The organism is Streptomyces sp. NPDC021115, from assembly GCF_044333065.1.
Lineage (GTDB): Bacteria > Actinomycetota > Actinomycetes > Streptomycetales > Streptomycetaceae > Streptomyces.
This window is the reverse complement of the sequence record NZ_JBIRQF010000003.1, coordinates 604,518-620,597: the sequence shown is the minus strand read 5'-3', so window position 1 is coordinate 620,597 and position 16,080 is coordinate 604,518. Positions and strand designations below refer to the sequence as shown.

Below are 16,080 nucleotides of genomic sequence, written 5' to 3'. Positions count from 1 at the left end.
CGTATCGGGCGTCGTGCTAGAAAGAGGGACATGTCTCCAGCGCAGGGATGGCTCCGTTGAGCGCGATCAGCATCGGCCAGGCCGTGGTCCTCGGCGTCGTCGAGGGGGTGACCGAGTTCCTGCCCGTCTCCTCCACCGGCCACCTCAAGATCGCCGAGGGGCTGATGGACATCCCGGTGGACGACAAGGCCGTCGTCGCCTTCACCGCGGTCATCCAGGTCGGTGCCATCGCCGCGGTGCTGCTCTACTTCTTCAAGGACATCGTTCGCTTCGCCCGCGCCTGGGGCCGGGGCATCGCCAACCGGGAGCTGCGCGAGCGGCACGACTACAAGTTCACCTGGTGGGTCATCTACGCCACCCTCCCCGTGGTGGCCGTCGGCCTCGCCGCAAAGCCGCTGATCGAGGGGGTGCTGGCGTCCCTGTGGGTGGTGGCCGGATCGCTGATCGTGGGCAGTGGGCTGATGTGGGCGGCCGACCGGATGGGCCGCCACAAGCGCGGCGAGGACGACACCTCGCTCAAGGACGCCATGCTGGTCGGCGGCTCACAGATCCTCGCGCTGCTCTTCCCCGGCTTCTCCCGCTCCGGCGCGACGATGTCCACCGGGCTGATCCTGGACCTGGACCGGCTGGCCGCCACCCGGCTGTCGTTCTTCCTCGGCCTGCCCGCCCTCACGGGTGCGGGGCTGTACGAGCTGAAGGACGCGCTCGGCGGCGGGGTGGCCGCGGGGCCGCTGGTCGTGGGCACGGTGGTGTCGTTCGTCGTGGCGTACGCGTCGATCGCCTGGCTGCTGAAGTTCGTCGCCAAGCACTCCTTCAACGCCTTCGTGATCTACCGCGTCGCGGTGGGCGTCCTGCTGTTCGGCCTGCTGGGGACGCACGTACTGAGCGCCTGAGCGCGGGCGGGGCCCCGGGCGGTCGCCCGGGGCCGTTCGCAACGCCGCTTGCCGAGAAGGAATCACTTCATGCCGATGGTGGCGCCCGGGCCCAGCGGCAGGTCGAATCCGTAGAAGATCCCCAGGATCGCCAGCCACACCGCCATGAACGGCACGACGAAGATGGCGAGCCGGGAGATGAGGGTGCCGAGCCGGGCTTCCGGTTCGTACTGGCGGACCATCGCGAGGATGAGGAAGAGGTACGGGTTCATCGGCGTGATGACCCCGGTGGCGGAGTCGCCGATGCGGAACGCGGCCTGGCTGAGCGCCGGACTCATGCCCATCAGCATGAACGCGGGCAGGAAGACGGGGGCGACCAGGGACCACAGGGCGGACCCGGAGAGGATGAAGAGGTTGAGGACCGAGGCCAGCAGGACGAACGCGATGATCGCCCAGAAGCCCGTCACCCCCGTGGCCTTGAACAGTGCCGCGGCCTTCACCGCCATCAGCACCCCCACATTGGACCAGGTGAACAGCGCGATGACCTGGGCGGCGAAGAACATCATGACGAGGTAGCCGGACATGTTCTTCATCGAGTCGGTCATGGCCGTGACCACGTCATCCGCACCGGTGAGCTTCCTGACCGTGAAGCCGTAGGTGACCCCGGCCAGCAGGAACGCGAAGAAGAGCACGGGGACAATGCCCTCCAGCACGGGCGAGGGCACGAAGGCCCCGCCCTCGCCGCGCAGCGGGGCCCCGGGCGGCAGCCAGAGCGCGAGGACCAGGGCCAGATAACCGGTGACGACGAGACCCGTGACCACCAGGCCGCGGCGCTGGACCGGGGTGAGGCCCAGGTCCTCCGGCCCGGACTCACCGTCGGCCGGCTCGTAGGTGCCCTCGTACGGGCCGAGGCGCGGCTCCAGGACGCGGCTGATGAGGAATCCACCGAGCAGCGCGAGGACGATGCTGCTGGAGGCGGTGAAGAAGTAGTTGATGAGCAGGTGGATGTGGAGCCCCTCGGCGGCGGGCAGCACCGCGGCTGCCTGCTGGGTGATCCCGACGTACAGGGCGTCGAGGGAGCCGATGGTGAACCCGGCCGCGTAGCCCGCGGTGACGCAGGCGAAGCCGCCGATGAGACCCGCCACGGGGTGGCGTCCGGCGCTCCTGAAGACCATGGCGGCCAGCGGCGGTAGCACGATGGCCCCGACGTCGCTCATCATGTGCGCCTGGCTGGCGACGAGCGCCACCGCGTACGGGAGTGCGGCGCGCGGTATGCGGGCCAGGGTGGCCCGCATCACCGTCTCCAGCAGGCCGGTCTTCTCCGCGAGCCCGACCACCATGATCAGGACCACGACGGCCCCGATGGGCGGGAACGTGGCGAAGTTGGGGATCAGGTTCTGCAGCAGCCAGCGCAGCCCGGTGCCGGTGAGCAGTCCCTCGATGTTCTTGGTGTCGTCGGTGCCGGGGACCTTCACCGAGACGCTCATGGCGGAGAGCGCGGTGGAGACGACGGCCAGCAGTGCGAAGAGCCCGGCGAACAGGACGACGGGGTTGGGCAGGGCGTTCCCCGCCCGCTCGATGAGGGAGAGCACCCGGTCGAGCCCGCGGGGCTTGCCGTTGTCCGGGGACTCGCCGTTCTGGGCGGGGATTCCCGTCAGCGATGCCATCAGGGTCGCGCCCCTTTCGTGGCTGTTGGGAGCAGGAGGTCCTTCTTGACCGCGCCGTCCTGGACGACGCACAGGATGTTGGCGGGGTCGCCGAGGACGGCGATGTCGGTGAGCGGGTCGCCGTCGCACAGGATGAGGTCGGCGGTGCGGCCCGCGGTGAGGGTGCCGAGCCGGTCGTCCACGCCGAGGAGTTCGGCGGCGGTGCGGGTTCCGGCGACGATGGCGGCCATGGGGTCCATGCCCAGGTCCACCAGGTAGCTCAGCTCCATCAGGTTCTGGCCGTGCGGGCAGACGGCGGCGTCGGTGCCGAGCGCGATGCGGGCGCCCTGCTCGATGGCGCGGGCGATGTTCTCCTTGGTGATGCCGGACCAGCGGACCTTCTTCTCGTAGTGGAAGGGCGCCATGGTGTCCTTGTTGATGCCCGCGTAGACGGTGGAGAGGGTCGGTACGACGAAGGTGCCGCGCTCCCCCGCCATCTCCAGGGCCTGGTCGTTCAGTCCGTAGCCGTGCTCGATGCTGGTGACGCCGCCGCGCAGGGCGTTGAGTATGCCCGCGGTGCCCTGGGCGTGGGCGGCGACGGGCTTGCCGCCGTGGCGGCGGCACTCGTCCACCACGGCCCGGATCTCCTCCTCCAGCAGCCCCTCGTCCTCCGGCTGGTCGTACGGGCTGCCCATGCCGCCGGTGGCGCAGACCTTGACCAGGTCGGCGCCCTCGCGCAGCACCTTGCGCACGGCGAGGCGGGATTCGTCCACGGTGTCGGCCAGTTCGGACATCGAGCCGCCGCTGAGGTCGGTGCCGTCGGGCAGCCGTACGTCGGCGTGGCCACCGGTGTGGCTGATGATCCGTACGGCGGTGTGCAGCCGGGGTCCTGTGATCCGTCCGCTCTCCACCGCTGTGCGGTAGCCCGCGGCGAGCCCGCCCAGGTCGCGGGCGCTTGTGATGCCCGCGTCCAGGGTCTGCCGCATGCGGGTGGCGGTGTCGAACGTGACGAGCACCGGGTCGAGTTCGCCGCGGCGGCCGGGCGGGGAGGCGTGTGCGTAAGCGAGGTGGGTGTGGCAGTCGAAGAAGCCGGGGAGGACGGTGCGGCCCCCGGCGTCGACGACCCGGTGTCCGTCCGGGTCGCCGGCGGGCGCGGGAGGCGCCGTCGCGGCGGGTCCCGCGTAGGTGAGGGTGCCCTCGGCGTCGCTGATCACGACCGCGTCGGTCACCGGGGACGCCCCGGTGCCGTCGATGAGGGTGGCGTTCTCGATGCGCAACGCGGTCCGGACGGTTTCGGGGGCCAGCTGATCCTTCATGGACCGGATTCACTCCTCGCGTGCGGTGAACAGGTAGGCAGCAGTGTTGGGCCGGTGTGTTTTCCGCGTGCTACGGTGCAGCATTCCATCGAGAATCGGCCACATCGCGCAGGAATCAGCCGCCCATGGACACGCAGTTTTCCGCCGGGCAACCGCAAGGCGAACTGGATGAACTGGACCGGGCGGTGGTGCACGCCCTCCAGATCCACCCCAGGGCCCCGTGGACGCTGGTCGGCGACGTCCTCGGGGTGAACCCGGTGACGGCCGCGCGGCGCTGGCACCGGCTGGAGGACGCCGGGCTGGCCTGGGTGACCGCCTATCCGCGGCTCTCCGACGCGCGCATCGTGGTGACCGCCGTCGTGGAGATCGACACCGAGCCCGGGGTCGGCGAGGACGTGGCGGAGGCGCTGGCGGCCGATCCGGCGGTGGCGAACGTCAAGCTCACGGCGGGCAGCCGGGATCTGGTGGCCACCGTGCAGACCGCGGACCTCGATGAGCTGGCGCACCTCGGCACGGTGCTGTTCCGGGGGAGACCGGGAGTACGGGCCACTCGTACCCATGTGGCCACGGCCATGCCGACCGAGGGCAGCCGGTGGCGGCTGCGCAGCCTGGACGCGGCGCAGTGCGCCCGGCTGGAGGCGGCGGCCTGCCCCGCGCCCGAACCGGCCCGCGGCGCCCCGGGCCCGGACACGCTGGACGCGCGGCTGCTGGAGTTGCTGGGCGCCGACGGCCGGATGTCCATCCGGGACCTGGCGGCGGCCGCCGACGCGGGAACCACCACGGTGCGGCGCCGGCTGGGCGTCCTGCTGGCCTCCTGGGTGAGCCTGCGCTGCGATCTGGCCCGGCCGCTGTCCGGCTGGCCGCTGTCCGCGGTGTACTTCGCGTCCGTACCCGCGCGGCATCTGCGGGAGACCACCCGGCTGCTGGCCGGGATGCGGGAGGTGCGGTCGTGCTCGATCACGGCCGGTCCGCACAACGTGGTGATCGACGTCTGGCTGCGCGCGATGAGCGATGTGCACGGCTTCGAGGCGCATGTGGCGCGGCAGGTGCCGCATCTGGCCATCGACGACCGCTCGGTGGTGCTGCGCACGGTGAAGCACATGGGGCGGCTGCTGGACCGGGACGGGCGCTGTGTGGGCGTCGTCCCGCTGCGTCAGCCCCAGGCAACGCGCCATGTGACGCCCGACGGGGGCGGCGTGGCGCCCGACGAGAACTGAGCGTCGGGATTCGGTCAGCTCAACGAGTGGAAGGCGCCTCGCGCCTATCCATCTGTCATATGCCTGCGTAGGACAATCGCATGATGCGTCTCCCTCGCGGTAACCCAGAAGAGCCCGTTCCCGCTACGCCCGGCCCGGCGGCCGCGACGATCCGGCGCGGCCGCGGCACGGGCGGTACGACAGCCGCATAGGCCCCCGACGCTTGCGTACGGACCCTCGCGGCGTGGCGCGAACCGGCTGGTCCGGGGCGGTGTGCCGGGCGGCGGCCGACGTACCGGCCACTCCCCCGCCGCGATGCCGCCGGGGGCCATGGGGCCGCGGAGGCCCGAAAGGGCCGCGGACCTTACTACACGGCGTACGCGGTGTCGGCCCAACGACAGATTTCACCCCCATCCGCTGAACCGTGCGTAACCTCTCCGTCACTGGCGAAGCCCCCGGGCGCGCCACGGGCAACGCAGGAGGGGAGACCGCATGCCCGGTATCGACGAATGCCTGCTCGACGCCATGACGGTGAACGGCGCGCGCGGCGCCGCCGTGATCGAGTGGACCAGTGGGCTCGCGCTCGGCATGGTCGGCGAGACCCGCCACGGCGACCCCGAGGCCACCGCGGCGGAGACGGCCGAATTGGCGCGCATGGCCGCCGAGCAGTCCGCGTTCGCGGCGCTCGAACCGCGCGGCGGGGGCGGCTTCGACGAGAGCGACGGCGGGGCGCCCGGGGAGGCCCCCGTGGAGGACGTCATCGTCACCACCCACACCTGCTACCACCTGCTGCGCTTCGTCGACACCGCCTTCGACAGCGGCGTCTTCTTCTACCTGTGGCTCGACCGCCACGAGGGGAACCTGGCGATGGCCCGGATGCGGCTGCGCGATCTGTCGCAGCGGCTGGCGCTCTGATGAGACCCGGCCGCGCGCCCCGCCTCACCGAGCTGGCCGACGAGCGGGCCAGCGGCGCCCTGCTGTGCGACGCGGGCACCGTCTATCTCGCGGACGGGCAGATCGTGCACGCGGAGAGCCCCGAGGCGCCGGGCCTGGACGTGCTGCTCACCACCGGCGGGCGGCTGACCGCCGACAGCTGGCGGGAGGCGGTCGACCGCACGGCCGCCGCCGGGCGGGTCGGCCGGTTCCTGGTGGACAGCGGGCGGCTGACCGACGCGGAGCTGGAGATCTGCCATCTGGGCGCACTGTTCGACGCGGCCTGGTTCGCGCTCGGTCCCGGCAGCGGACCGCGCGGCTTCCAGCGGGGCGCTGCGCACTGGCTCGGCCCGGTGCGCCCGGTGGGCGCGGCCGCCGTCGAGCGGGAGATCCGGCGGCGCGGCAAGCTCCTCGACAGCCTGTGGCCGTATCCGCCGGTGGACACCGAACCGGTGGTGCTGCGCCGCCCGGACGGTCATCTGCCGCCGGTCACCCGCCGCCAGCGCGCGGTGCTGGCGCTCGCCGACGGGGTCCGCACCCCCGCCGGGATCGCCCGGGCGCTGGGCCGCCCCGCCTTCCACACACTGCTCGACGTACGGCGGCTGGCGGCCGCCGGTTACGTGGAGACGCCCCGGCCCTCGCGCACCCCCATGCCGCCGGTCCCGCAACCGGTCCCGGCCGCGGTCGACTTCGCCGAACCCGACGCCCCACTGCTGCGTCGGCTCCGTGACGCCTTGGAGGCACACCTGTGATTCCCCCGACCGCCCCCGCCGCCTCGGGTCTCCCGTCGTGAGACGCGCCCTGCGGCAGCGCCCGGACCCGCGGCAGCGCGCGGACCCGCGCCGACGCGCGCCCGACCCGCGACAGCGTGCGGAGAGGAGAGAGCTGTTGGCCGCCGAAGCCGAAGTCCTGGACGAGCTGCGCCGATTGCGGGCCCGCGTCATTCATGTGACCGGCGCCCTGGTCGCCACCAGCGACGGTCTGGTGCTGGCACACGACACGGCCTCCCTCGAACCCGAGGGCGTCGCCGCGCTGACCGCCGCGGCCCTCGGCGTCTCGCAGTCCCTGGCCGACGCCACCGGCCGGGGAGCCTTCCGCGAACTGCTGGTCCGCGGCGAGGAGGGCTACGTCGCCACGTACGCCGCGGGCCCCGCGGCCGTCCTGACCGTGCTGGCGGGCGATCGCACCAACGTGGGCCGCCTCCATATGGAGGCCCGCCGCTCCGGCGCCCGCGTCGCCGAGCTGGTGGGCGAAGCGCTCGGCAAGGCCGAGCAGAGCTGACTTCCCGCAGACACCCCCGGACACCCCCACCTTCAACACCATCCATCGAAAGGAACCACTCGATCATGGCGAACACCCAGACCGCGCTCAAAGAGGCGATGACGTCTATCGAGGGCACCCTCGGCGTCGCGCTGGTCGACTACTCCAGCGGCATGGCCCTGGGCACCCTGGGCGGCGGCAAGGAACTCGACCTGACGGTGGCCGCCGCCGGCAACACCGATGTGGTCCGCGCCAAGGTGCGCACCATGGAACAGCTCGGCCTCAAGGACGGCATCGAGGACATCCTGATCACCCTCGGCAGCCAGTACCACCTGATCCGGCTGCTGAAGGGCCGCAACAGCCAGGGGCTCTTCCTCTATCTGGCGCTCGACAAGAACCGGGCCAACCTGGCGATGGCCCGCCACCAGTTGCGCCGGATCGAGGCCGATCTGGAGGTCTGATCCGGGGAAGCGCACGGCCACCGTGAGGGGGCCGCTGAACGTGGCGCCTTTCGTCGCCGCCGCACTCAGCGGCCCTCGGGGCGGGCCTTGCGGCGGGCCTCCTCCTCATCGAACAGCTCGGCCAGCTTCCGGGTGTGCGCGTCGAGTTCGAGGTCGTCGTCCCCGGCGCCCTCGTCGTCCTCGGCGTCGTCTGTGAGCAGGCCCTGTTCGCGGAGCTGCTGGTCGTGCAGCTTCACCGGGGGCTGCGGGTCCCAGTCGGAGGGGCGGGGGCCCTCGGGGCCGTCCGGGCCGATGCGCACCAGGCGCTCGACCCGCACGATCCTGAACAGCCGCCCCAGTACCCTCAGTTCATCGCCCCGCTCGGCGTCCAGCCGGTCCGCCGCGGCCATGTACGGGGCGCGCTCGGCGGGTTCGAGGCCGAGCTTCCACGGGATGAGGACCCGCATCTCCAGCGCCAGGGTGTCCCGGGCGCCCTGGGGGGTGGCGGACGTCCCCGTACAGTCGGAGCGCCACTCGCCGCCGGACCGCTCGACGGTCATGTACGTCGGCGGCAGCAGCACGCCTCCCGGGTGGGTGTCCGCCGCGCGCAGGCAGTCGTCGCGCACCTCCTGGGGGACGCTGCCGCGCTTGGGCAGCATCGACAGCAGTTCGAGCTTGAGGAGGCCGTCGGACACACCGGTGGCGGTCACCGGGTCGATCACGAAACCCGAGGTGGGGTCGGGCGCCCTGTGTGCCTCGCCAGGCGGCGCCGGGTCCAGGTCGGTGATCCGCGGCGGCTCGGGCCCCTGCGGTCCTGAGCGGAGGAAGCGCTCGGCCCGCACCACCCGGAACCGGCTGCCCCGGACCGTCATCTCGTCGATGACCTCCCAGTCCATCCGCTCCGCTGCCGCCCGGCACTCCGCGTGGGCCGCCATGTCACCGGCGGCCTCCGCCTCCTGTGCCATCTTGCGGAACTGACAGCCCATCGCCTCACGGGCGTCCTGCGGCGCCAGCCCCGAGAACGGCGACACCAGCTCCCAGCCGCCCTGTTCACGCTCCCGCACCACCCCGAACACCGGCCCGCCGGCCGAGAGGATCTCCGGATACGCCTCCCGCGACCGCCATGCCTCCACGTCCGCCACCGCCGCCACCGGCGCCTCCGGCGCGGCCACCCGGACCGTCCGATAAGCGGGGACGTTCTCGCCCTCTTCCGTCATGGGGCCAGCATGAGCACATACAAGTCATTGGCGCGACAGATCGGCTGAAAGTCCATTCGTCCGTGGGACGAAGGGTTGCGGCACCCCTCAACAACAAGGTGGCGCACGCTTATTGACCTGCCCTCCGGCGCCAACCTAGCCTCCATCTCCATACATAGACCGAGTACACATATGTGGAGCGGGGTCGCATGCCTCTTGTCATCGTCGGGATCAGCGTGCTGAGCCTGCTGTTCCTCATGACGAAGCTGAAGCTCAACGGCTTCATCGCGCTGCTTCTGGTGGCGGTCGGCGTCGCGCTGGTGCAGGGCGTGTCGCTGGAGAAGATCCCGGACGTCCTCGCGGGCGGCATCGGGGACCAGATCGGCGACACGATGATCGTCATCGGTCTTGGCGCCATGGTCGGCCGGGTCATGGGCGACTGCGGCGCCGCCCAGCGGATCGCGGGCAAGCTCGTCGACACCTTCGGGCTGCGCTGGGTGCAGGTGGCCATGGTGGTGACCGCGATGCTGATCGGCGTGACGATGTTCTACGAGGTGGCCTTCGTCATCATCGTGCCCATCGCGTTCACCATTGTCCGCGTCACCCGGTCCAACCTGCTGTGGGTCGGGCTGCCGATGTCCATCGCCCTGTCGACCATGCACAGCTTCCTGCCGCCGCACCCCGGACCCACCGCGGTGGCCGCGTCGTTCGACGCGTCGGTCGGGCTGACCCTGTTCTACGGCCTCTTCTTCGCGGTGCCGATCGGCGCGCTGATCGCCCTGGTGTGGCCGCGACTCCCGTTCGTCCGGCGGATGAACCCCAGCATCCCCGAGGGCCTGGTCACCGAGCGCACCTTCAGCGACGAGGAGATGCCCGGCATGGGCTGGTCGCTGTCGGTGGCGCTCTTCCCGGTGGTCCTGATCGCCGGTGCCGCGGTGTACGACATGTCCGTGCCCGACTCCGACGCGGCGCTGCCCGTCGTCACCTTCATCGGCTCGGCACCGATCGCCCTGCTGCTCACCCTGCTGCTGTCGCTGTGGGCGTTCGGCCCGCGGATCGGGCGGGGGCTCGCGGAGGTCAGCAAGTCGTGCAACGAGGCGGCCCAGGCGATGGCGATGATCCTGCTGGTGATCGGGGCGGGCGGCGCCTTCAAGGGCGTCCTGGTGGAGGGCGGGATAGCCGACTACATCAAGGACCTCACCCACGGCTGGCCGGTCTCCCCGATCTTCCTGGCGTGGCTCATCGCGGTCATCCTCCGGGTGGCCCTCGGCTCGGCCACGGTCGCCGTCGTCACGGCCGCCGGGGTGGTGCAGCCGCTGCTCGACGGCAGCGGGGTGCACCCCGAGCTCATGGTGCTCGCGGTGTCCTGCGGCTCCATCGCCTTCTCGCATGTGAACGACCCGGGCTTCTGGATGTTCAAGCAGTACTTCAACCTCTCCGTCATCGACGCCATCAAGGCGCGCACCACGTACACCACGGTGCTCGCGGTGCTCGGCCTCGGCGGTGTCCTGGCCGTCGAGGCGAGCCTGGACGCCCTCGGCCTGTGACGGGCCGGTCCGCTGTGGCACCGGTTTACGCCGAGTAGGCCCGCTTTCTACCGTTTACGCTCGAATGTGAAGAGCTGGTGGAAGGGAGCGCATCCGTGTCCGTCACCTCATCCGGGCCGTCCCCGGCCTCCTTGCCCCGCCATCGCGGCTGCCCGTTCGACCCGCCCGGTGCGTACGGGGCGCTCCGGGCGCGGGGGACGGCCGCGCGGCTCGCCTTTCCGGACGGGAAGGCGGGCTGGCTGCTCACCGGCTACGAGGACGTGCGCGAGCTGCTCGCGGACGACCGGTTCAGCTCGGACCGGGTGCGGGCCTCGTCGCCGGTCCGGGCGTTTCCGGTCCGGGAGGACGATCCGCGGCGGCTGGGCTCGTTCATCGGCATGGACCCTCCCGAGCACACCCGGTACCGGCGGCTGCTCTCCCGGTGGTTCACGGTGCGGCGGATGCGGGAGCTGCTGCCGCGCATCGAGGGGATCGTCAACGACCATCTGGACGCGATGGAGCGCACCGGCCCGCCAGCCGATCTGGTGCGGGCGTTCGCCCAGCCCATCCCGTCGCTGGTGATCTGCGAGCTGCTGGGGGTGCCGTACGCCGACCGGGCCGCCTTCCAGGCGTGGTCGGCCACCCTGTTCCGGATCGACGAGGACGAGGAGAAGATCTTCGCGGCCCGGGACGCGGTGTGGGACTACATGCGGGACCTGGTGGCGGCCAAGCGGCGGCGGCCGGACGGGGCGCTGCTGTCACGGCTGGTCCACGACGCGGGCGCGACAGGAAGCGCGGACGGCGCGGACCCGGCGGCGGACTTCTCCGACGCCGAGCTGACCGGGGTGGGGCTGCTGCTGCTCATCGCGGGCCATGAGACGACGGCGAACATGCTGGCCCTGGGCACGTTCGCGCTGCTGTGCCACCCCGAGCAGGCACGGCTGGTGCGCGAGCGCCCCGAGCGGGTCGAGGGCGCGGTCGAGGAGCTGCTGCGCTATCTGACCATCGTCCAGTTCGGCACGGTCCGGGTGGCCCGGGAGGACGTGGAGATCGCCGGGGCGCGGGTGCGGGCCGGGGAGACCGTGGTCGCCTCGATCGCCGCCGCCAACCGGGACCCCGCCCGGTTCCCCGACCGCCCCGACGACCTGGACCTCACCCGCGACGCCACCGAGCACATCGCCTTCGGCCACGGCGTCCACCAGTGCCTGGGCCAGCATCTGGCCCGGATGGAGATGCGGACCGGCTATCCGGCGCTGCTGCGGCGGTTCCCCACCCTGCGGCTGGCGGTGCCGCGCGAGGAGGTGCCGCTGCGCGACGACATGCTGATCTACGGAGTCCACCGGCTCCCCGTCACCTGGGAAGGGTGAGCGTGATGCGCGTCGAGGTGGACCGCGACCGGTGCCGGGGAGCCGGTCAGTGCACCCTGCACGCACCGGAGCTGTTCGACCAGGCCGAGGACGACGGCCTGGTCGTCGTCCTGGACGACCACCCGCCACCCGCCCTGCACGGGAAGGCCCGGCTGGCCGCGCGGCTCTGCCCGAACAGCGTCATCCGCGTCGTGGGCGACGGGCCGGACGAGGGCTAGCGCACCGTGCACCCCGTGCGCTCCAAGGCGCCCAGGAGCGTGACGCCGACGATCCGGGACACGCTGCCGGGCGTGCCCGCTCCCCCGGTGTGGCTGCGCTGGCTGCCGGTGCTGTACGTGGCGGCCATCCTGGCGGTCGAGCCGGTGACCCCGGTGGAGTGGCCGGTGAGCTTCCTGCTGATCGCCCTGCCGGTGGTGGCGGCGTTCACCCTCGGGCCGGTCGGGGTCGCCGGTGTCACGCTGTTCACGGTGGCCTTCGAGGGGGTGCTGGCCGGGACCCCCTGCTGTGCGGGCCGCAGCGTCGGCTATCTCTGGGACCGCCACTACGTCGCCTCGTACCTCTCCACCGCCCTGGTCGGCGCCCTCGGCACCGCGCTGGCCGCCCACCGCAAGCGCCAGGAGAAGCAGCTGGTGCACGCGACCTCGGTCACCGAGGCCCTGATGCGCACCCTGCTGCGGCCGCTCCCGCACGAGGTCGGCCATGTGCTGACCGCCGGGCTCTACCGGCCCGCCGAGGCCGGGACCATGATCGGCGGCGATCTCTTCGACATCCGCGCCACCCGGACCGGCGAGCGGGCCATCATCGGCGATGTCCGGGGGAAGGGGCTCCAGGCGGTCCGTACCGTCGCCGACGTACTCGGCGGCTTCCGCCAGGCCGTCTACGAACCGGGGGATCTGCGGCAGGTCTGTGCCCGGCTGGAGCGGCGGATGGCGCGGGAGGCCGCGGAGATCCCGGACGACGAGCTGTTCGTCACCGCCGCGCTGATCGAGTACGACCCGCTCGCGCACCGGCTGACGGTGATCAACCACGGGCACATCGAGCCCGTCCTGATCTCCCGGGGCGAGGTGATGACGCTGAGCGGGCCGCCGTCCCTGCCGCTGGGCCTGGGCTCGCTGGCCGACGAGAGCCCGGTGCCGGTGCACCACCGCTTCCTGCGCGGCGATGTGCTGCTGTTGTGCACCGACGGGCTGATCGAGGCCCGCGATGCGACGGGGGCCTTCTACCCCCTCCTCGACCGGCTGCGCGACCGTTTCGCCGGGGCGCCGCCGCCGGAGCCCATCGACGTCATCGAGTTCCTCAACACGGATCTGCCCACCTACGCCCGGGCGCTCCACGACGACGTCGCCGTCCTCGCCATCTCCCCGCACGAGCGCCAGTGAACCCGGCCCTCGCCGCGCGGGCGCACCGGTCAGCCGACGGGCATCTCCGCCCACCGGGTGATGGCTCCCCCACGGTCCGGGTGGGTGCCGTGGCGGGCCGAGAGCGCGGTGACGATGCCGAGCCCGCGCCCGTGTTCATCGGGTTCGACCTCCTCGGCGGAACCGGGCACCCGGGGCGTCGGTCCGCCGTCGGTGACCGCGATGTGCAGGGTGCCGCATCCCTTGGTCTCGCTCCAGCGCAGCCGCAGAACGGCCGGGGGCAGGGCGTGCAGAACCGCGTTGGTGATCAGCTCAGAGACCACCAGCAGCGCGTCCTCCAGGGTGTCGGCGGCCAGCCCCCAATCGGCCAGCAGCGCATGCGCCCGCCGCCGCACGGTGGCGACGGCCTCGTGGAGATGCGGCACCGGAAAGTGATGATCGACGTAGGTGCCGCCGGTCCACGGGACGGTCAGCTGGTCCGTCATATCTCCTCCTTCCGGATGGTCCGCCGGTCGTGTTCCTCATGTCCTGATACGGACGTTATGGACGACGACCGGCGGGGTCAACGAATCCTGGTCGGCATTACCGAACGTTCCCCTGCGGGGGTGAACGCATGCCCGAAGAGCTACGATCACGTCATGGCCGGCCCGGTGCAGTCCATCGAGCGGGCGGCGGCGATCCTGCGGCTGCTCGCCCAGGGTTCCGGTCGGCTCGGGCTGGGCGAGGTGGCCGCCTCGCTGGGCCTGGCGAAGGGCACCACCCACGGCATCCTGCGCACCCTCCAGAGCGTCGACTTCGTCGAACAGGACCGGGCGACCGGCAAGTACCAGCTCGGCGCGGCGCTGCTGCACCTGGGGACCAGCTACCTCGACATCAACGAGCTGCGGTCCCGTTCCCTCAACTGGGCCGACGCCCTCGCCGCCCGGAGCGGGGAGGCGGTCCGCATCGGGGTGCCGCTGGAGGGCAAGGTGCTGATCGTCCACCATGTCTTCCGGCCCGACGACACCTTCCAGACCCTCGACGTGGGCTCGCTGCTGCCGCTGCACGCCAGCGCCCTGGGCAAGGTCCTGCTGGCGTTCGGGGCGACGCCGGTGGAGCCGGTCGTGGAGGCGGAGCCGGAGACCTATACGCGGCACACGCTGGTCACCCCGGAGGCGCTGCACCGGGCGCTGGGCGAGATCCGGGAGGCCGGATGGGCGTCCGCGGTCCAGGAAACCGTCATGGGTGAGGCGGACATCGCGGCACCGATCCGCGGCCAGGGCGGCCTGGTCGTGGGCGCCGTCGGGGTGTCCGGCACCGTGGAGCGCGTCTGCGACGGCAAGGGCCGGCCCCAGCCGTCACTGGTCGGACTGACCCGGGACGCCGCACGGGCGATCTCCCGCGACCTCGGCGCGGCCCGCTGGTGATCCCCCATGTCCCGCCCGTACCCACTGACCTGCTCGTATCGCCACGAAGGCAGGCAAGGCCATGGTTGAACGCTATGTGTTGTCCATCGACCAGGGCACCATGTCCACCCGGTGCATCCTCTTCGACCATCAGGGGCGCCTTGCCTCCGTAGCCCAGCGGGAGCACCGGCAGCACTACGCCAAGCCCGGCTGGGTGGAGCACGACCCCGCCGAGATCTGGTCCCATCTGCGGCGGGTGGTACCCCGGGCGCTGAGCGACGCGGGCGTCGGCCCCGAGCAGATCGCGGCCATCGGCATCGCCAATCAGCGCGAGACGACGGTGGTGTGGGACCGCCGTACGGGCCGTCCCGTCGGCAACGCGATCATCTGGCAGGACACCCGTACCGACGAGCTGGTCAAGGAGCTGCGGCGCAGCACGGGTGACGACTTCTTCCTCGACCGCTGCGGGCTCACCCCCGCCACCTACTTCTCCGCGCCCCGCATCCGCTGGCTGTTCGACCACGTCGAGGGGTTGCGGGAGCGCGCGGAGCGCGGCGAGGTGCTGTTCGGCACGATGGAGAGCTGGCTGATCTGGAACCTCACCGGCGGCCCTTCCGGGGGGCTGCACATCACCGACGTCACCAACGCCAGCCGCACCATGCTCATGAACATCCGCACCCTCACCTGGGACGACGAGCTGCTGGCGTACTTCGGGGTGCCCCGGGCGATGCTGCCCGACATCCGCCCCTCCGCCGAGGGCTACGGAGTGGCGCGGTCGGTGCTGCCGGGCGTGCGGATCGGCGCCGCCCTCGGCGACCAGCAGGCGGCGCTGTTCGGGCAGACGTGCTTCGCGCCCGGCGAGGCCAAGTGCACGTACGGCACCGGGAGCTTTCTGCTGCTCAACACCGGCACCAGCCCCGTCCGCTCCCGGCACGGGCTGCTCACCACCGTGGGCTACCAGGTCGGCGACGAGCCGCCGGTCTACGCCCTGGAGGGGCCGATCGCGGTCACCGGCTCGCTGGTGCAGTGGTTCCGCGACCGGCTGGGCCTGATCCACAGCGCGCCGGAGATCGAGACGCTGGCCCGCACCGTCGAGGACAACGGCGGCTGCTACATCGTGCCCGCCTTCTCGGGCCTGTTCGCGCCGCACTGGCGCAGCGACGCGCGCGGCGTCGTCGTCGGCCTCACCTCGTACATCACCAAGGGCCATCTGGCCCGCGCGGTGCTGGAGGCCACCGGCTGGCAGACCCGCGAGGTGGTCGACGCGATGAACGCGGACTCGCCCGAACCGCTGAAGGCGCTGAAGGTCGACGGCGGCATGACCGCCAACAATCTGCTGATGCAGTTCCTGGCCGATGTGCTCGACGTGCCGGTGGTGCGGCCGATGGTCTCGGAGACGGTGTCGCTCGGCGCCGCGTACGCCGCGGGGCTGGCCGTCGGCTACTGGCCGGACCTGGAGGGGCTGCGCCGCAACTGGCACCGGGCCGGGCAGTGGCTGCCCACGATGGACCCGGCGCGGCGGGAGGCGGAGTACGAGAACTGGCAGCGGGCGGTGGAGCGGTCGTTCGGCTGGCTGCGCTAGAAG

Annotated in this window: 16 protein-coding genes; 12 read left to right on the top strand and 4 right to left on the bottom strand. The window is 71.9% G+C overall.

The window, feature by feature from the left end; all coding sequences use genetic code 11:
- Nucleotides 1–56: 56 nt before the first annotated feature.
- Nucleotides 57–893 carry an undecaprenyl-diphosphate phosphatase gene (locus ACH4TL_RS12755; protein WP_398318014.1) on the top strand — a complete coding sequence of 279 codons (837 nt, stop codon included), beginning with the start codon at nt 57–59 and terminating at the stop codon, nt 891–893.
- A 62-nt stretch (nt 894–955) separates the two neighbouring features.
- Here ACH4TL_RS12755 and ACH4TL_RS12750 read toward each other — a convergent pair whose 3' ends face one another.
- Together ACH4TL_RS12750 and ACH4TL_RS12745 are read right to left on the bottom strand one after the other, a co-directional pair.
- On the bottom strand, nt 956–2,539 hold the full coding sequence (locus tag ACH4TL_RS12750) for an AbgT family transporter (RefSeq protein ID WP_398318017.1): 1,584 nt from the start codon (nt 2,537–2,539) through the stop codon (nt 956–958).
- Complete coding sequence (locus tag ACH4TL_RS12745; protein ID WP_398318020.1) at nt 2,539–3,834, bottom strand: amidohydrolase family protein; 1,296 nt, start codon at nt 3,832–3,834, stop codon at nt 2,539–2,541. The genes ACH4TL_RS12750 and ACH4TL_RS12745 overlap by 1 nt, the downstream gene beginning before the upstream one ends.
- Nucleotides 3,835–3,959: 125 nt before the next feature.
- Between ACH4TL_RS12745 and ACH4TL_RS12740 the strand changes: the two genes are divergently transcribed.
- The 5 genes from ACH4TL_RS12740 (at nt 3,960) to ACH4TL_RS12720 (ending at nt 7,684) form a co-directional block, all read left to right on the top strand.
- The gene (locus ACH4TL_RS12740; RefSeq protein ID WP_398318023.1) at nt 3,960–5,051 is read left to right on the top strand and encodes an Lrp/AsnC family transcriptional regulator; all 1,092 of its coding nucleotides are present in this window, start codon (nt 3,960–3,962) and stop codon (nt 5,049–5,051) included.
- 471 nt (nt 5,052–5,522) lie between these two features.
- On the top strand, nt 5,523–5,945 hold the full coding sequence (locus tag ACH4TL_RS12735) for a hypothetical protein (protein WP_398318026.1): 423 nt from the start codon (nt 5,523–5,525) through the stop codon (nt 5,943–5,945).
- Entirely contained in the window at nt 5,945–6,715 is a 771-nt protein-coding gene (locus ACH4TL_RS12730; protein ID WP_398318029.1) for a transcriptional regulator, read from the top strand. The genes ACH4TL_RS12735 and ACH4TL_RS12730 overlap by 1 nt, the downstream gene beginning before the upstream one ends.
- A gap of 133 nt (nt 6,716–6,848) precedes the next feature.
- The gene (locus ACH4TL_RS12725; RefSeq protein WP_398318693.1) at nt 6,849–7,244 is read left to right on the top strand and encodes a roadblock/LC7 domain-containing protein; all 396 of its coding nucleotides are present in this window, start codon (nt 6,849–6,851) and stop codon (nt 7,242–7,244) included.
- 65 nt (nt 7,245–7,309) lie between these two features.
- A complete protein-coding gene (locus ACH4TL_RS12720) occupies nt 7,310–7,684 on the top strand; it encodes a hypothetical protein (protein WP_358617178.1) in 375 nt (124 codons plus the stop codon).
- 65 nt (nt 7,685–7,749) lie between these two features.
- Here the strand turns inward: ACH4TL_RS12720 and ACH4TL_RS12715 are convergent, their stop codons facing one another.
- Nucleotides 7,750–8,880: a DUF5954 family protein gene (locus ACH4TL_RS12715; RefSeq protein WP_398318033.1), complete on the bottom strand. Its 1,131-nt coding sequence runs from the start codon at nt 8,878–8,880 to the stop codon at nt 7,750–7,752.
- Between the two features lie 188 nt (nt 8,881–9,068).
- Here ACH4TL_RS12715 and ACH4TL_RS12710 point away from each other — a divergent pair, with 188 nt between their 5' ends.
- The 4 genes from ACH4TL_RS12710 to ACH4TL_RS12695 all read left to right on the top strand — a co-directional run bounded on the left by ACH4TL_RS12710 (nt 9,069) and on the right by ACH4TL_RS12695 (nt 13,131).
- Complete coding sequence (locus ACH4TL_RS12710) at nt 9,069–10,406, top strand: gluconate:H+ symporter (RefSeq protein ID WP_398318036.1); 1,338 nt, start codon at nt 9,069–9,071, stop codon at nt 10,404–10,406.
- Nucleotides 10,407–10,501: 95 nt separating this feature from the next.
- Complete coding sequence (locus ACH4TL_RS12705) at nt 10,502–11,752, top strand: cytochrome P450 (RefSeq protein WP_398318039.1); 1,251 nt, start codon at nt 10,502–10,504, stop codon at nt 11,750–11,752.
- A 5-nt stretch (nt 11,753–11,757) separates the two neighbouring features.
- Nucleotides 11,758–11,970, top strand: a complete 213-nt coding sequence (locus ACH4TL_RS12700) for a ferredoxin (RefSeq protein WP_398318696.1) — start codon at nt 11,758–11,760, stop codon at nt 11,968–11,970.
- A 39-nt stretch (nt 11,971–12,009) separates the two neighbouring features.
- Entirely contained in the window at nt 12,010–13,131 is a 1,122-nt protein-coding gene (locus tag ACH4TL_RS12695) for a PP2C family protein-serine/threonine phosphatase (protein ID WP_398318042.1), read from the top strand.
- A gap of 29 nt (nt 13,132–13,160) precedes the next feature.
- On the opposite strand, the gene ACH4TL_RS12690 is transcribed toward ACH4TL_RS12695, so the two are convergent.
- Nucleotides 13,161–13,595, bottom strand: a complete 435-nt coding sequence (locus tag ACH4TL_RS12690) for an ATP-binding protein (protein WP_398318045.1) — start codon at nt 13,593–13,595, stop codon at nt 13,161–13,163.
- 153 nt (nt 13,596–13,748) lie between these two features.
- Between ACH4TL_RS12690 and ACH4TL_RS12685 the strand changes: the two genes are divergently transcribed.
- Together ACH4TL_RS12685 and glpK are read left to right on the top strand one after the other, a co-directional pair.
- Entirely contained in the window at nt 13,749–14,516 is a 768-nt protein-coding gene (locus ACH4TL_RS12685; protein ID WP_398318048.1) for an IclR family transcriptional regulator, read from the top strand.
- Between the two features lie 61 nt (nt 14,517–14,577).
- On the top strand, nt 14,578–16,077 hold the full coding sequence (gene glpK / locus ACH4TL_RS12680) for a glycerol kinase GlpK (RefSeq protein WP_398318051.1): 1,500 nt from the start codon (nt 14,578–14,580) through the stop codon (nt 16,075–16,077).
- Nucleotides 16,078–16,080: the final 3 nt, after the last annotated feature.

Bases quoted from the DNA above. Each gene is read 5' to 3' on its own strand.
- ACH4TL_RS12750 (WP_398318017.1), bottom strand. From the start codon at position 2,539: ATGGCATCGCTGACGGGAATCCCCGCCCAGAACGGCGAGTCCCCGGAC.
- ACH4TL_RS12745 (WP_398318020.1), bottom strand. From the start codon at position 3,834: ATGAAGGATCAGCTGGCCCCCGAAACCGTCCGGACCGCGTTGCGCATC.
- ACH4TL_RS12740 (WP_398318023.1), top strand. From the start codon at position 3,960: ATGGACACGCAGTTTTCCGCCGGGCAACCGCAAGGCGAACTGGATGAA.
- ACH4TL_RS12735 (WP_398318026.1), top strand. From the start codon at position 5,523: ATGCCCGGTATCGACGAATGCCTGCTCGACGCCATGACGGTGAACGGC.
- ACH4TL_RS12730 (WP_398318029.1), top strand. From the start codon at position 5,945: ATGAGACCCGGCCGCGCGCCCCGCCTCACCGAGCTGGCCGACGAGCGG.
- ACH4TL_RS12720 (WP_358617178.1), top strand. From the start codon at position 7,310: ATGGCGAACACCCAGACCGCGCTCAAAGAGGCGATGACGTCTATCGAG.
- ACH4TL_RS12715 (WP_398318033.1), bottom strand. From the start codon at position 8,880: ATGACGGAAGAGGGCGAGAACGTCCCCGCTTATCGGACGGTCCGGGTG.
- ACH4TL_RS12710 (WP_398318036.1), top strand. From the start codon at position 9,069: ATGCCTCTTGTCATCGTCGGGATCAGCGTGCTGAGCCTGCTGTTCCTC.
- ACH4TL_RS12700 (WP_398318696.1), top strand. From the start codon at position 11,758: ATGCGCGTCGAGGTGGACCGCGACCGGTGCCGGGGAGCCGGTCAGTGC.
- ACH4TL_RS12690 (WP_398318045.1), bottom strand. From the start codon at position 13,595: ATGACGGACCAGCTGACCGTCCCGTGGACCGGCGGCACCTACGTCGAT.
- ACH4TL_RS12685 (WP_398318048.1), top strand. From the start codon at position 13,749: ATGGCCGGCCCGGTGCAGTCCATCGAGCGGGCGGCGGCGATCCTGCGG.
- glpK (WP_398318051.1), top strand. From the start codon at position 14,578: ATGGTTGAACGCTATGTGTTGTCCATCGACCAGGGCACCATGTCCACC.